Origin of the sequence: Streptococcus sp. LQJ-218, from assembly GCF_003428885.1 — a bacterium.
GTDB lineage: Bacteria > Bacillota > Bacilli > Lactobacillales > Streptococcaceae > Streptococcus.
On the sequence record NZ_QQRU01000010.1, the window covers coordinates 83,361 to 95,640 of the forward strand.

15 protein-coding genes and 1 pseudogene are annotated in these 12,280 nt (G+C 41.3%); 14 read left to right on the top strand and 2 right to left on the bottom strand.

Annotated elements, in window-relative coordinates:
- The first annotated feature begins 126 nt into the window (after positions 1-126).
- The 8 genes from D2908_RS09215 to ldcB all read left to right on the top strand — a co-directional run bounded on the left by D2908_RS09215 (position 127) and on the right by ldcB (position 6,892).
- Positions 127-732: a nitroreductase family protein gene (locus D2908_RS09215; protein WP_117306588.1), complete on the top strand. Its 606-nt coding sequence runs from the start codon at positions 127-129 to the stop codon at positions 730-732.
- A gap of 9 nt (positions 733-741) precedes the next feature.
- Positions 742-2,142 carry a dipeptidase PepV gene (gene pepV, locus D2908_RS09220; RefSeq protein ID WP_117306590.1) on the top strand — a complete coding sequence of 467 codons (1,401 nt, stop codon included), beginning with the start codon at positions 742-744 and terminating at the stop codon, positions 2,140-2,142.
- 53 nt (positions 2,143-2,195) lie between these two features.
- Entirely contained in the window at positions 2,196-2,786 is a 591-nt protein-coding gene (locus tag D2908_RS09225; RefSeq protein WP_117306591.1) for a uracil-DNA glycosylase family protein, read from the top strand.
- Complete coding sequence (locus D2908_RS09230) at positions 2,783-3,070, top strand: rhodanese-like domain-containing protein (protein WP_117306593.1); 288 nt, start codon at positions 2,783-2,785, stop codon at positions 3,068-3,070. The genes D2908_RS09225 and D2908_RS09230 overlap by 4 nt, the downstream gene beginning before the upstream one ends.
- 170 nt (positions 3,071-3,240) lie before the next feature.
- Positions 3,241-4,566 carry a branched-chain amino acid transport system II carrier protein gene (gene brnQ, locus D2908_RS09235; RefSeq protein WP_165847493.1) on the top strand — a complete coding sequence of 442 codons (1,326 nt, stop codon included), beginning with the start codon at positions 3,241-3,243 and terminating at the stop codon, positions 4,564-4,566.
- Positions 4,567-4,663: 97 nt separating this feature from the next.
- Positions 4,664-5,701, top strand: a complete 1,038-nt coding sequence (locus D2908_RS09240; RefSeq protein ID WP_117306596.1) for a M42 family metallopeptidase — start codon at positions 4,664-4,666, stop codon at positions 5,699-5,701.
- Position 5,702: 1 nt separating this feature from the next.
- Complete coding sequence (locus tag D2908_RS09245; protein WP_117306598.1) at positions 5,703-6,173, top strand: HIT family protein; 471 nt, start codon at positions 5,703-5,705, stop codon at positions 6,171-6,173.
- 2 nt (positions 6,174-6,175) lie between these two features.
- Positions 6,176-6,892 (top strand): LD-carboxypeptidase LdcB/DacB, encoded by a 717-nt coding sequence (ldcB, locus tag D2908_RS09250; RefSeq protein WP_117306600.1) that lies wholly within the window; start codon positions 6,176-6,178, stop codon positions 6,890-6,892.
- Here ldcB and D2908_RS10185 read toward each other — a convergent pair.
- Positions 6,889-7,080, bottom strand: coding sequence for a hypothetical protein (locus tag D2908_RS10185; protein ID WP_240628283.1), 192 nt, complete (start codon positions 7,078-7,080; stop codon positions 6,889-6,891). The two genes, ldcB and D2908_RS10185, sit on opposite strands and share 4 nt — an antisense overlap.
- Positions 7,081-7,211: 131 nt before the next feature.
- On the opposite strand from D2908_RS10185, the gene rplK reads away from it, so the two are divergent.
- The 6 genes from rplK (at position 7,212) to tpiA (ending at position 11,895) form a co-directional block, all read left to right on the top strand.
- A complete protein-coding gene (gene rplK / locus D2908_RS09260; RefSeq protein WP_001085809.1) occupies positions 7,212-7,637 on the top strand; it encodes a 50S ribosomal protein L11 in 426 nt (141 codons plus the stop codon).
- Between the two features lie 206 nt (positions 7,638-7,843).
- Positions 7,844-8,533, top strand: a complete 690-nt coding sequence (gene rplA, locus D2908_RS09265) for a 50S ribosomal protein L1 (protein ID WP_001085675.1) — start codon at positions 7,844-7,846, stop codon at positions 8,531-8,533.
- Positions 8,534-8,713: 180 nt separating this feature from the next.
- On the top strand, positions 8,714-9,226 hold the full coding sequence (locus tag D2908_RS09270) for an adenine phosphoribosyltransferase (protein WP_001049320.1): 513 nt from the start codon (positions 8,714-8,716) through the stop codon (positions 9,224-9,226).
- Positions 9,227-9,408: 182 nt separating this feature from the next.
- On the top strand, positions 9,409-10,353 hold the full coding sequence (gene metA, locus D2908_RS09275; RefSeq protein ID WP_117306602.1) for a homoserine O-succinyltransferase: 945 nt from the start codon (positions 9,409-9,411) through the stop codon (positions 10,351-10,353).
- An 8-nt stretch (positions 10,354-10,361) separates the two neighbouring features.
- Complete coding sequence (locus tag D2908_RS09280) at positions 10,362-11,039, top strand: DnaD domain-containing protein (protein ID WP_117306603.1); 678 nt, start codon at positions 10,362-10,364, stop codon at positions 11,037-11,039.
- A 97-nt stretch (positions 11,040-11,136) separates the two neighbouring features.
- Entirely contained in the window at positions 11,137-11,895 is a 759-nt protein-coding gene (gene tpiA, locus D2908_RS09285; RefSeq protein ID WP_117306605.1) for a triose-phosphate isomerase, read from the top strand.
- Positions 11,896-11,929: 34 nt separating this feature from the next.
- Here tpiA and D2908_RS09290 read toward each other — a convergent pair.
- Positions 11,930-12,280, bottom strand: a pseudogene (locus tag D2908_RS09290) (transposase); the annotation flags it as partial.

The following is a 12,280-nucleotide window of genomic DNA, read 5'->3' on the forward strand; positions in this document are numbered from 1 at the left end:
ACATGGAGCTATTTGAAAGAAGAAAACAGAGGAAAGTTGGTTCGGCATGATTCTATGGAAAATCTCTGCAAGCTCTTTCAAAATATGGTAGAATGGAAGTAGTAGAATTAGAAAAGGAAATCGATTATGAAATTTCTTGAATTAAACAAAAAACGTCATGCGACTAAGCATTTCGCTGATAAGCCAGTTGATCCAAAAGATGTGCGTACGGCTATCGAAATTGCAACCTTGGCTCCAAGTGCCCACAACAGCCAGCCTTGGAAATTTGTGGTAGTTCGTAAGAAAAATGCTGAACTAGCAAAATTGGCTTATGGTTCGAACTTTGAGCAGGTATCATCAGCACCTGTAACCATTGCCTTGTTTACCGATACAGACCTAGCTAAACGTGCCCGCAAGATTGCCCGTATTGGCGGAGCTAATAATTTCTCAGAAGAACAACTTCAATTTTTCATGAAAAATCTGCCTGCGGAATTTGCTCGTTACAATGAACAGCAGATCAGTGACTACCTAGCCCTTAATGCAGGTTTGGTTGCTATGAACTTGGTTTTGGCTCTGACAGACCAAGGAATTGGATCAAACATTATCCTTGGATTTGATAAATCAAAAGCCAATGAAGTTTTGGATATCGAAGACCGTTTCCGCCCAGAACTCTTGATTACCGTGGGTTACACAGACGAAAAATTAGAACCAAGCTATCGCTTGCCAGTAGATGAAATTATCGAAAAAAGATAGGAAGAAAAAATGACAGCAATTGATTTTACAGCAGAAGTAGAAAAACGCAAAGAAGACCTCTTGGCTGACTTGTTTAGCCTTTTAGAAATCAACTCTGAACGTGATGATAGCAAGGTTGATGCCCAGCATCCATTTGGACCTGGGCCGGTAAAAGCCTTGGAGAAATTCCTTGAAATCGCAGACCGTGATGGCTACCCAACTAAAAATGTTGATAACTATGCAGGACATTTTGAATTTGGTGATGGAGAAGAAATTCTCGGAATCTTTGCCCATATGGACGTAGTGCCTGCTGGTAGCGGTTGGGATACAGACCCATACACACCAACTATCAAAGATGGTCGCCTTTATGCGCGTGGAGCTTCTGATGATAAGGGACCTACAACAGCTTGTTACTATGGCTTGAAAATCATCAAAGAATTGGGCCTTCCAACTTCTAAAAAAGTTCGCTTCATCGTTGGAACAGATGAAGAATCAGGTTGGGCAGATATGGACTACTATTTCGAGCACGTAGGACTTGCAAAACCAGATTTTGGTTTCTCTCCTGATGCTGAGTTCCCGATCATCAATGGCGAAAAAGGAAACATCACTGAATATCTCCACTTTGCAGGTGAAAATGCAGGTGCTGCCCGTCTTCACCGTTTCACAGGTGGTTTGCGTGAAAATATGGTTCCTGAGTCAGCAACAGCAGTTGTTTCTGGTGATTTGGCTGACTTGCAAGCGAAATTAGATGCCTTTGTTGCAGAGCACAAACTTAGAGGAGAAATCCAAGAAGAAAACGGTCAGTACAAGGTAACTGTAATTGGTAAATCTGCCCACGGTGCTATGCCTGCTTCAGGTATCAATGGTGCGACTTACCTAGCCCTCTTCCTTAGCCAGTTTGACTTTGCTGGTCCAGCCAAAGACTACCTTGACATCGCTGGTAAGATTCTCTTGAACGACCATGAGGGTGAAAATCTCAAGGTTGCTCATGTAGATGAAAAGATGGGTGCCCTTTCTATGAATGCCGGTGTCTTCCGCTTTGATGAAACAAGTGCTGACAATACCATTGCCCTTAACTTCCGTTATCCAAAAGGAACAAGCCCAGAGCAAATCAAGTCAATCCTTGAAAACTTGCCAGTTGCTTCTGTTAGCCTTTCTGAACACGGTCATACCCCTCACTATGTGCCAATGAAAGATCCACTTGTGCAAACTTTGTTGAATGTCTATGAAAAACAAACTGGACTGAAAGGTCACGAGCAAGTCATTGGTGGCGGTACCTTTGGTCGTTTGCTCGAACGCGGAGTTGCCTATGGTGCCATGTTCCCAGACTCAATTGATACCATGCACCAAGCTAATGAATTTATCGCCTTGGATGATCTCTTCCGAGCAGCAGCGATCTATGCCGAAGCTATTTACGAATTGATCAAATAAAACGATAGAAGTCTGAGATTGTATGCTTAGACTTCTTTTTGGAGGGAAAACAGATGTCTCAAATCGAAAGAATCAAGCAAGCCATCATGGTGGATCCACAGAATGCCAGCTATACAGAGCGTGGCATTGAGCCTCTCTTTGCAGCGCCAAAGACTGCTCGCATCAATATCATCGGTCAAGCGCCTGGTCTTAAAACCCAAGAAGCAGGCCTTTACTGGAAGGACAAAAGTGGCGATCGCTTGCGAGACTGGCTAGGTGTGGATGAAGATACCTTTTACAATTCAGGTTATTTTGCAGTTTTGCCAATGGATTTTTACTTTCCAGGACATGGCAAGTCTGGCGACCTTCCACCTCGTAAAGGCTTTGCCGAAAAATGGCATCCGCAACTCTTGCAAGAGTTGCCCGATATCCAATTAACTCTCTTAATTGGCCAGTATGCCCAAGCCTACTATTTACAGGAGAAAATCAGTGGCAAGGTGACAGAACGGGTAAAACATTACCAGAACTATCTGCCAACCTATTTTCCACTGGTACACCCCTCACCGCGAAATCAAATCTGGATGGCTAAAAATCCTTGGTTTGAATCAGAAGTGATGCCAGATTTGAAAAAAAGAATTAAAACTATTTTAGGAGAAAAAGAATGAAAGAAATTACCTTTGACGCATTTTACCAGCTTTACCAAAATGAGCAACTTTCTTTAGTGGACGTGAGAGAAGAGGATGAGTTTGAAGCTCTTCATTTAGAAGGTGCTCAGAATCTTCCTCTGAGTCAATTGGCCGATATCTATGATCAGTTGGACAAGGACAAGTTACATTATGTTATTTGTAAATCTGGAATGAGATCGGCGCGTGCTTGCCAATTCCTATCAGAACAAGGTTATGAGGTTATCAATGTCCAAGGTGGTATGACGGCCTTTGAAGAACTTTAAAAGTTTGCATTTCTCCTACTTGGTTTGGACTATGTAGGAGAATTTTATTTTTAGATAATTCACATTTTTAAGAATATTGAAAACATTCAATATTTACTTCGTGAAACTTTTTTCATACTCCTATTCATGATATACTAGGTCAGTATTTTATAAATATGAAGGAGATTTTTATGGCTAAAAAAGGTGCCCTAACAGGTTTACTCCTGTTTGGAATATTTTTTGGTGCGGGGAACTTGATTTTTCCGCCTTCTCTAGGTGCTCTGTCTGGAGAACATTTTCTTCCTGCCATCGCAGGTTTTGTCTTTTCAGGTGTCGGTATCGCCGTCTTGACTCTTATTATTGGAACGCTAAATCCTAAAGGATATATCTACGAGATTTCAACAAAGATAGCACCTTGGTTTGCGACTCTTTACCTCTCGGTTCTTTACTTGTCAATCGGTCCATTCTTTGCTATTCCACGTACTGCTACAACAGCTTACGAAGTAGGGATTAGTCCTCTTTTGTCGGATGCCAATAAAGGGCTTGGCTTGATTGTCTTTACGGTGCTTTACTTTGCAGCAGCGTATCTGATTTCGCTTAATCCATCAAAAATCTTGGATCGTATCGGCCGTATTTTAACGCCAATCTTTGCGATTTTGATCGTTATCTTGGTAGTTTTAGGAGCTATCAAATACGGTGGAACAAGTCCTCAAACAGCTTCAGCTGCTTATCAAGCTTCTGCCTTTGGGACAGGTTTCCTAGAAGGATATAATACCTTGGATGCTCTTGCTTCAGTTGCCTTTAGTGTGATTGCAGTTCAAACCTTGAAACAACTTGGATTCTCAAGCAAGAAAGAATACATCTCAACTATTTGGGTGGTTGGTATAGTTGTAGCTCTTGCTTTCAGCGCTCTTTACATCGGTTTAGGTTTCCTTGGAAATCATTTCCCAGTACCAGCTGAGGCGATGAAGGGTGGAACACCAGGTGTTTACATCTTGTCACAAGCTACTCAAGAAATCTTTGGTTCAACAGCTCAACTCTTCCTCGCAGCTATGGTTACCGTAACCTGCTTCACAACAACAGTTGGTCTGATTGTGTCAACAGCTGAGTTCTTTAATGAACGCTTCCCACAAATCAGTTACAAGGTTTATGCGACAGCCTTTACCTTGATTGGATTTGCTATTGCCAATTTGGGACTTGATGCGATTATCAAGTACTCCATTCCAGTATTGGTTGTCTTGTACCCAATCACGATTGCCATCGTTATGATTGTCATTGTCAACAAATTTGTGGCTCTTTCAAAACCAGGTATGCAATTGACAATTACTGTGGTTACAGCTATTGCCATTGCAAGCGTATTAGGAAGCTCGTTTAAGGTTGAGTTTCTTGCAAATCTTGTCAACGCTCTTCCTTTTGCTAAGGCATCTCTCCCATGGTTGGTGCCAGCTATTGTCGGAATCCTGCTCTCATTGGTTCTACCAAACAAGCAAGAAAGCGATGTTTTTGAAATGGAATAATCATTAAAATCACTTTTGTAGCCAAGTCTACAGGAGTGATTTTCTTTTTTTATCCGAGGATAAATGTGTTATAATAGGTAGCAAAAGAGGTGAAGAAATGAATCAAACAGTAGAATATATCAAAGAACTGACAGCCATCGCATCGCCAACTGGCTTTACTCGGGAGATTTCGGACTATTTAGTCAAAACTCTAGAAGGTTTTGGTTATCAGCCAGTTCGCACAGCCAAGGGTGGTGTCAATGTGACCATCAAAGGTCAAAATGATGAGGAGCATCGCTATGTGACTGCCCATGTGGATACGCTGGGTGCCATTGTCCGTGCTGTCAAACCAGACGGTCGTCTCAAAATGGACCGTATCGGTGGTTTTCCTTGGAACATGATTGAAGGAGAAAACTGTACCGTTCATGTGGCTAGCACAGGTGAAAAAGTATCCGGAACCATCCTCATCCACCAAACCTCTTGCCATGTCTACAAGGATGCAGGAACTGCAGAACGCACGCAAGACAATATGGAAGTGCGTTTGGATGCAAAAGTAACCAGTGAAAAAGAAACTCGTGCTCTTGGCATTGAGGTCGGTGATTTTATCAGCTTTGATCCACGAACCGTCGTGACAGAGACAGGTTTTATCAAGTCTCGTCACTTGGACGATAAGGTCAGCGCAGCGATTTTGCTTAATCTGCTTCGTATTTATATGGAAGAGAAGATTGAGTTGCCTGTAACAACCCATTTTGCTTTTTCAGTTTTTGAAGAAGTGGGGCATGGAGCTAACTCTAATATCCCTGCTCAGGTAGTAGAATATCTGGCTGTGGACATGGGAGCTATGGGTGATGACCAGCAAACAGACGAATATACAGTGTCTATCTGTGTCAAGGATGCTTCTGGACCGTATCACTATGACTTCCGTCAACATTTGGTTGCTTTGGCTAAAGGGCAAGATATTCCATTTAAGCTGGATATCTATCCATTTTATGGTTCGGATGCTTCAGCGGCCATGTCTGCAGGTGCAGAAGTCAAACACGCCCTTCTAGGTGCTGGTATCGAGTCTAGTCATTCTTATGAGCGTACTCATATTGACTCGGTGGTCGCAACGGAACGTATGGTTGATGCTTATCTTAAGAGTGCATTGGTAGACTAATATGTGTTTGATTTGCCAGAGAATTGAGCTCATCAAGAAGAGAGAAAATCCCTATTTTGTTAAAGAGTTGGAAACAGGCTATCTTGTGATTGGAGATCACCAGTATTTTGCAGGCTATAGTCTCTTTCTAGCCAAGGAACATGTCACCGAATTGCATCATTTAGAGAAGGAAACTAGAATCCGTTTTCTAGAGGAAATGAGTATAGTCCAAGAGGCAATTGCTAAGGCTTTTGCTGCTGAGAAAATGAATATCGAACAGCTAGGAAATGGCGATGCCCATCTTCACTGGCATCTGTTTCCTAGACGAAGAGGTGATATGAATGGTCACGGTCTCAAGGGACGTGGACCAGTCTGGTGGGTTCCCTTTGAAGAAATGACAGCAGAACCCTACCAAGCAAAAACGGATGAGATTAAAAAACTAATTAAATGTTTATTGTCAGAAGTAGATAACCTATTAGAAATAAAGGAGTAGAAATGAAAAAAAGATACCTTGTCTTGACAGCCTTGCTAGCCTTGAGTCTAGCAGCTTGTTCACAAGAAAAAGCAAAAAATGAAGATGGCGCAGCTAAGACAGAGCAAACTGCTAAAGCTGATGGAACAGTCGGAAGTAAGTCTCAAGAAGCTACCCAGAAAAAAGCAGAAGTGGTCAACAAAGGAGACTACTACAGCATCCAAGGGAAATACGATGAAATCGTCGTAGCAAATAAACACTATCCCTTGTCTAAAGACTATAATCCAGGGGAAAATCCAACAGCCAAGGCAGAGTTGGTCAAACTTATCAAAGCAATGCAAGAGGCAGGTTTCCCGATTAGCGATCAGTACAGTGGTTTTAGAAGTTATGAAACTCAGACCAAGCTCTATCAAGATTATGTCAACCAAGATGGGAAGGCAGCAGCTGACCGTTACTCTGCCCGTCCTGGCTATAGCGAACACCAAACAGGTTTAGCCTTTGATGTGATTAGCACAAATGGAGAATTGGTGACAGAAGAAAAAGCAGCTCAATGGCTTTTGGATCATGCGGCTGATTATGGCTTTGTTGTCCGTTATCTCAAAGGTAAGGAAAAAGAAACCGGCTATATGGCTGAAGAATGGCATCTTCGTTATGTCGGAAAAGAAGCAAAAGAAATTGCTGAGAGTGGTCTCAGTTTGGAAGAATACTATGGATTTGAAGGCGGAGATTACGTCGATTAATACTCTTCGAAAATCTCTTCAAACCACGTCAGCGTCGCCTTGCCACAGGTATGGTTACTGACTTTGTCAGTTCTATCCGCAACCTCAAAGCAGTGCTTTGAGCTGACTTCGTCAGTTTTATCTGCAATCTCAAAGCTGTACTTTGAGCAGCCTGCGGCTAGCTTTTTAGTTTGCTCTTTGATTTTCATTGAGTATAAAAATAAACTTTTCTCTTGCAATTCTAGATAAATAGTGTATAATAGATGAGTATGTGTAAAGCATACTTGTGGGAGGTAAAAAACTCTAAATTACCGCCAAAACCACAAAGGAGGATTTAAAAATGGCTAAAAAAGTCGAAAAACTTGTAAAATTGCAAATCCCTGCTGGTAAAGCTACACCAGCTCCACCAGTTGGACCTGCTCTTGGTCAAGCTGGTATCAACATCATGGGATTCACAAAAGAGTTCAACGCTCGTACTGCTGACCAAGCTGGTATGATCATTCCAGTTGTTATCTCAGTTTACGAAGACAAATCATTTACTTTCGTTACAAAAACACCACCAGCTGCTGTTCTTTTGAAAAAAGCTGCAGGTGTTGAAAAAGGATCAGGTACACCTAACAAAACTAAAGTTGCTACAGTTACTCGTGCACAAGTACAAGAAATTGCAGAAACTAAGATGCCAGATTTGAACGCAGCAAACGTAGAGTCTGCAATGCGTATGATCGAAGGTACTGCTCGTTCTATGGGATTCACTGTTGTTGACTAATCAATAACACAGTAGAAAATCTCACAGCAGTCTATTAGTTGCTTTTCTTACTAGGCAAGTGACTGAAGCTTGTACTTGGGTACAGCAAGGGAGCTTAACAAAGTAGGAAAAGAATCTAATAGACTGAAAACCCGCAAGACTTCATCATTTCGAGAAGTGACGTGGGAGATGAAAATCGATTGAACCACTTACAAGGAGAATAGAAAATGGCTAAAAAAAGCAAACAACTTCGTGCTGCTCTTGAGAAAATCGACAGCACAAAAGCATACAGCGTAGAAGAAGCTGTAGCACTTGCAAAAGAAACTAACTTTGCAAAATTTGACGCAACTGTAGAAGTTGCTTACAACTTGAACATCGACGTTAAAAAAGCTGACCAACAAATCCGTGGAGCAATGGTATTGCCAAACGGTACTGGTAAAACTTCACGCGTTCTTGTTTTCGCACGTGGTGCAAAAGCTGAAGAAGCAAAAGCTGCTGGTGCAGATTTTGTTGGTGAAGATGACCTTGTTGCTAAAATCAACGACGGTTGGTTGGACTTCGACGTAGTTATCGCTACACCTGACATGATGGCTCTTGTTGGACGTCTTGGACGTGTCCTTGGACCACGTAACTTGATGCCAAACCCTAAAACTGGTACTGTAACTATGGATGTTGCTAAAGCAGTTGAAGAGTCTAAAGGTGGTAAAATTACTTACCGTGCTGACCGTGCAGGTAACGTTCAAGCAATCATCGGTAAAGTATCATTTGAAGCTGAAAAATTGGTTGAAAACTTCAAAGCTTTCAACGAAACAATCCAAAAAGCAAAACCAGCTACAGCTAAGGGAACTTACGTAACAAACTTGACTATCACAACTACTCAAGGTGTTGGTATCAAAGTTGACGTAAACTCACTTTAATCAGTAGTTTATACCAGAGAACGAGTGCGAAAGTGCTCGTTTTTTGCTTGGTTTTGCAACCAAAGAAGGAAGAACTGAGCTATTTTGCTCTTGATTTGAAAAAGGAAATGGAGTTTTGCTTTCTTCTTTTGGAGAAAATATGCTATAATAGAGAGTAAAAACTTTGAAAGAAAGAAAAAGATGAACTTAAAAGATTACATTGCAACAATTGAAAATTATCCAAAGGAGGGTATTACCTTCCGTGATATCAGTCCTTTGATGGCTGATGGAAACGCTTATAGCTACGCTGTTCGTGAAATTGTTCAGTATGCTACTGACAAGAAAATTGACATGGTTGTAGGGCCTGAGGCTCGTGGCTTTATCGTGGGTTGTCCAGTTGCCTTTGAGTTAGGAATTGGTTTTGCGCCTGTTCGTAAGCCAGGTAAATTACCACGCGAAGTCATTTCTGCTGACTATGAAAAAGAGTATGGTGTTGATACCTTGACTATGCACGCGGATGCCATCAAGCCAGGTCAACGTGTTCTTATCGTAGATGACCTTTTGGCAACAGGTGGAACTGTTAAGGCAACCATCGAGATGATTGAGAAACTTGGCGGTGTTGTGGCAGGTTGTGCCTTCCTTGTTGAATTGGATGAATTGAACGGTCGTGAAAAAATCGGTGACTACGACTACAAAGTTTTGATGCATTATTAATGAAAAACAGTCCCTAGGACTGTTTTCTCTACATTAGGATATAAAAATAGACTATAGCTAGTTAGAGAAAAAGTATAATTGAAAACTATATCTTCTTGCAGTATAATAAAAGGACTAAGTGTTTGGGATTTGATTTCAAATACATGCAATTATTTCTGAAAGTATACAGTTAGGAGAGGGCTATGCCGATTCGAATTGATAAAAAATTGCCAGCTGTTGAGATTTTACGTACAGAGAACATCTTTGTCATGGACGATCAACGTGCTGCCCATCAAGATATCCGTCCCTTAAAAATTTTAATTTTAAATCTCATGCCACAGAAAATGGTTACAGAGACCCAGTTGCTACGTCATTTGGCCAATACGCCTCTGCAACTAGATATTGATTTTCTCTATATGGAAAGCCATCGTTCTAAAACAACTCGTTCAGAACACATGGAGACCTTTTATAAAACCTTTCCTGAAGTCAAGGATGAGTATTTTGATGGGATGATTATCACAGGCGCTCCGGTTGAGCATTTATCATTTGAGGAAGTGGACTATTGGGAGGAATTCAGTCAGGTGATTGAGTGGTCCAAGACCCATGTTTATTCTACCCTTCATATCTGTTGGGGTGCTCAGGCTGGACTTTATCTGCGCTATGGGGTGGAAAAACGTCAAATGGACAGTAAGTTATCGGGTATCTATCCTCAGGATACTTTAAAGGAGGGGCACCTTCTCTTTAGAGGATTTGACGATAGCTATGTATCCCCTCATTCTCGACATACGGAGATTTCTAAGGATGAGATTTTAAACAAAACCAATCTTGAGATTTTATCAGAGGGTCCTCAGGTTGGGGTTTCGATTTTGGCCAGTCGTGATTTACGAGAAATTTATAGTTTTGGGCATTTGGAATATGACCGAGATACCTTGGCAAAAGAGTATTTTAGGGATCGTGATGCAGGTTTAGACCCACATATTCCAGAAAATTACTTTAAGGATGATGATGTCAATCAGACTCCTTGTCTTTGTTGGTCTTCATCAGCAGCCCTCTTTTTCAGTAACTGGGTGAATTATGCGGTCTATCAAGAAACGCCTTTTGACTGGAGAAAAATAGAAGATGATGTATCTGCATTTGGTTATTTATAAGAGGAATTATGACATATTTAGACGCTTTTAAATCAGGGAACTTGGTTTTACCGAGTGCCCTGCTCTTGCATTTTAAGGAACTCTTTCCTTCTAGCGATGATTTTCTAGTCTGGCAATTTTTCTATTTGCAAAATACGACGGGTTTGGAAGAAATGTCACCAAGCCAGATTGCTGAAAGGATTGGCAAGGAAATTTCGGATGTCAATCAGGCTATTTCCAATTTGACAGAGAGGGGACTGCTTCAGTATCGAACGATTGAATTAAATGGTGAAATTGAATTGCTTTTTGATGCTAGTTTGGCATTGGAACGTTTGGATGACCTGCTTGGAGCAGCTCATTCGAGTTCAGACCAGCTAACATCTCAAAATCAGCTCAAGGATTTGGTGGAAATCTTCCAGCAGGAATTAGGGCGCTTGTTGACTCCTTTTGAGATTGAGGATTTGACCAAGACACTAAAGGAAGATGGGACCAGTGCTGACTTGATTAAGGAAGCTCTTCGTGAAGCTGTTTTGAATGGAAAACCAAACTGGAAGTACATCCAGGCGATTTTGAGAAACTGGCGCCATGAAGGTATCAAAAGTGTGGCTCAAGTGGAGGCTAAGCGGGCAGAAAGAGAAGCAAGTAATCCTCAGTTGACACAGGTATCGGCAGATTTCAAAAATGCCATGGATCTATGGAAGGATTAATCCATGTAAGCAGGCTTGAAATCCGAGTAAGATTTGCAAGCTGTGTATAATTGTGATAAAATAAATAGAAAATAAAATGAAAAAAGAGGTATGTGAAATGTCACGTAAACCATTTATCGCTGGTAACTGGAAAATGAACAAAAACCCAGAAGAAGCAAAAGCATTCGTTGAAGCTGTAGCATCAAAACTTCCTTCATCAGATCTTGTTGAAGCAGGTATCGCAGCTCCTGCAGTTGATTTGACAACTGTTCTTGCTGCAGCTAAAGGTTCAAACCTTAAAGTTGCTGCTCAAAACTGTTACTTTGAAAATGCTGGTGCTTTCACTGGTGAAACTAGCCCACAAGTTTTGAAAGAAATCGGTACTGACTACGTTGTTATTGGTCACTCAGAACGCCGTGACTACTTCCATGAAACAGACGAAGATATCAACAAAAAAGCAAAAGCAATCTTTGCAAACGGTATGGTTCCAATCATCTGTTGTGGTGAGTCACTTGAAACTTACGAAGCTGGAAAAGCAGCTGAGTTTGTAGGTGCCCAAGTATCTGCTGCATTGGCTGGATTGACTGCTGAACAAGTTGCTGCCTCAGTTATCGCTTATGAGCCAATCTGGGCTATCGGTACTGGTAAATCAGCTTCACAAGACGATGCACAAAAAATGTGTAAAGTGGTTCGTGACGTTGTAGCTGCTGACTTCGGTCAAGAAGTTGCTGACAAAGTTCGTGTTCAATACGGTGGTTCAGTGAAACCTGAAAACGTTGCAGAATACATGGCTTGTCCAGACGTTGACGGTGCCCTTGTAGGTGGTGCGTCACTTGAAGCAGAAAGCTTCTTGGCTTTGCTTGACTTTGTAAAATAATGGCTCTTTGTCAACTATAGTGGGTTGAAGTAAGCTAGGATCGAGAAAGGACAAATTTTGTCTTTTCTTTTTTGATGTTCAGAGCTATAAAAATCCTTTTTTTGAAGTTTTCAAAGTTCCGAAAGTCCAAAGGCGCTTCGTTTGATAAGTTTGATGAGATTATTGGTCGCCTCCAATTTTGCGTTGGAATAAGGTAATTGAAGAGAGTTGATGATTTTCTCTTTGTTCTTTAGAAAGGTTTTAAAGACAGTCTGAAAAATAGGATGAACCTGCTTCAGATTGTCCTCAATGAGTCCGAAAAATTTCTCAGGGTCTTTGTTCTGAAAGTGAAAAAGTAAGAGTTGATAGATCTGATAGTGGTGTTTCAAGTCTTCTGAATAGCTTA

Excerpts from the sequence above, each read along its gene's own strand:
- D2908_RS09215 (WP_117306588.1), top strand. The coding sequence starts at position 127 with ATGAAATTTCTTGAATTAAACAAAAAACGTCATGCGACTAAGCATTTC.
- pepV (WP_117306590.1), top strand. The coding sequence starts at position 742 with ATGACAGCAATTGATTTTACAGCAGAAGTAGAAAAACGCAAAGAAGAC.
- D2908_RS09225 (WP_117306591.1), top strand. The coding sequence starts at position 2,196 with ATGTCTCAAATCGAAAGAATCAAGCAAGCCATCATGGTGGATCCACAG.
- D2908_RS09230 (WP_117306593.1), top strand. The coding sequence starts at position 2,783 with ATGAAAGAAATTACCTTTGACGCATTTTACCAGCTTTACCAAAATGAG.
- brnQ (WP_165847493.1), top strand. The coding sequence starts at position 3,241 with ATGGCTAAAAAAGGTGCCCTAACAGGTTTACTCCTGTTTGGAATATTT.
- D2908_RS09240 (WP_117306596.1), top strand. The coding sequence starts at position 4,664 with ATGAATCAAACAGTAGAATATATCAAAGAACTGACAGCCATCGCATCG.
- D2908_RS09245 (WP_117306598.1), top strand. The coding sequence starts at position 5,703 with ATGTGTTTGATTTGCCAGAGAATTGAGCTCATCAAGAAGAGAGAAAAT.
- ldcB (WP_117306600.1), top strand. The coding sequence starts at position 6,176 with ATGAAAAAAAGATACCTTGTCTTGACAGCCTTGCTAGCCTTGAGTCTA.
- D2908_RS10185 (WP_240628283.1), bottom strand. The coding sequence starts at position 7,080 with ATGAAAATCAAAGAGCAAACTAAAAAGCTAGCCGCAGGCTGCTCAAAG.
- rplK (WP_001085809.1), top strand. The coding sequence starts at position 7,212 with ATGGCTAAAAAAGTCGAAAAACTTGTAAAATTGCAAATCCCTGCTGGT.
- rplA (WP_001085675.1), top strand. The coding sequence starts at position 7,844 with ATGGCTAAAAAAAGCAAACAACTTCGTGCTGCTCTTGAGAAAATCGAC.
- D2908_RS09270 (WP_001049320.1), top strand. The coding sequence starts at position 8,714 with ATGAACTTAAAAGATTACATTGCAACAATTGAAAATTATCCAAAGGAG.
- metA (WP_117306602.1), top strand. The coding sequence starts at position 9,409 with ATGCCGATTCGAATTGATAAAAAATTGCCAGCTGTTGAGATTTTACGT.
- D2908_RS09280 (WP_117306603.1), top strand. The coding sequence starts at position 10,362 with ATGACATATTTAGACGCTTTTAAATCAGGGAACTTGGTTTTACCGAGT.
- tpiA (WP_117306605.1), top strand. The coding sequence starts at position 11,137 with ATGTCACGTAAACCATTTATCGCTGGTAACTGGAAAATGAACAAAAAC.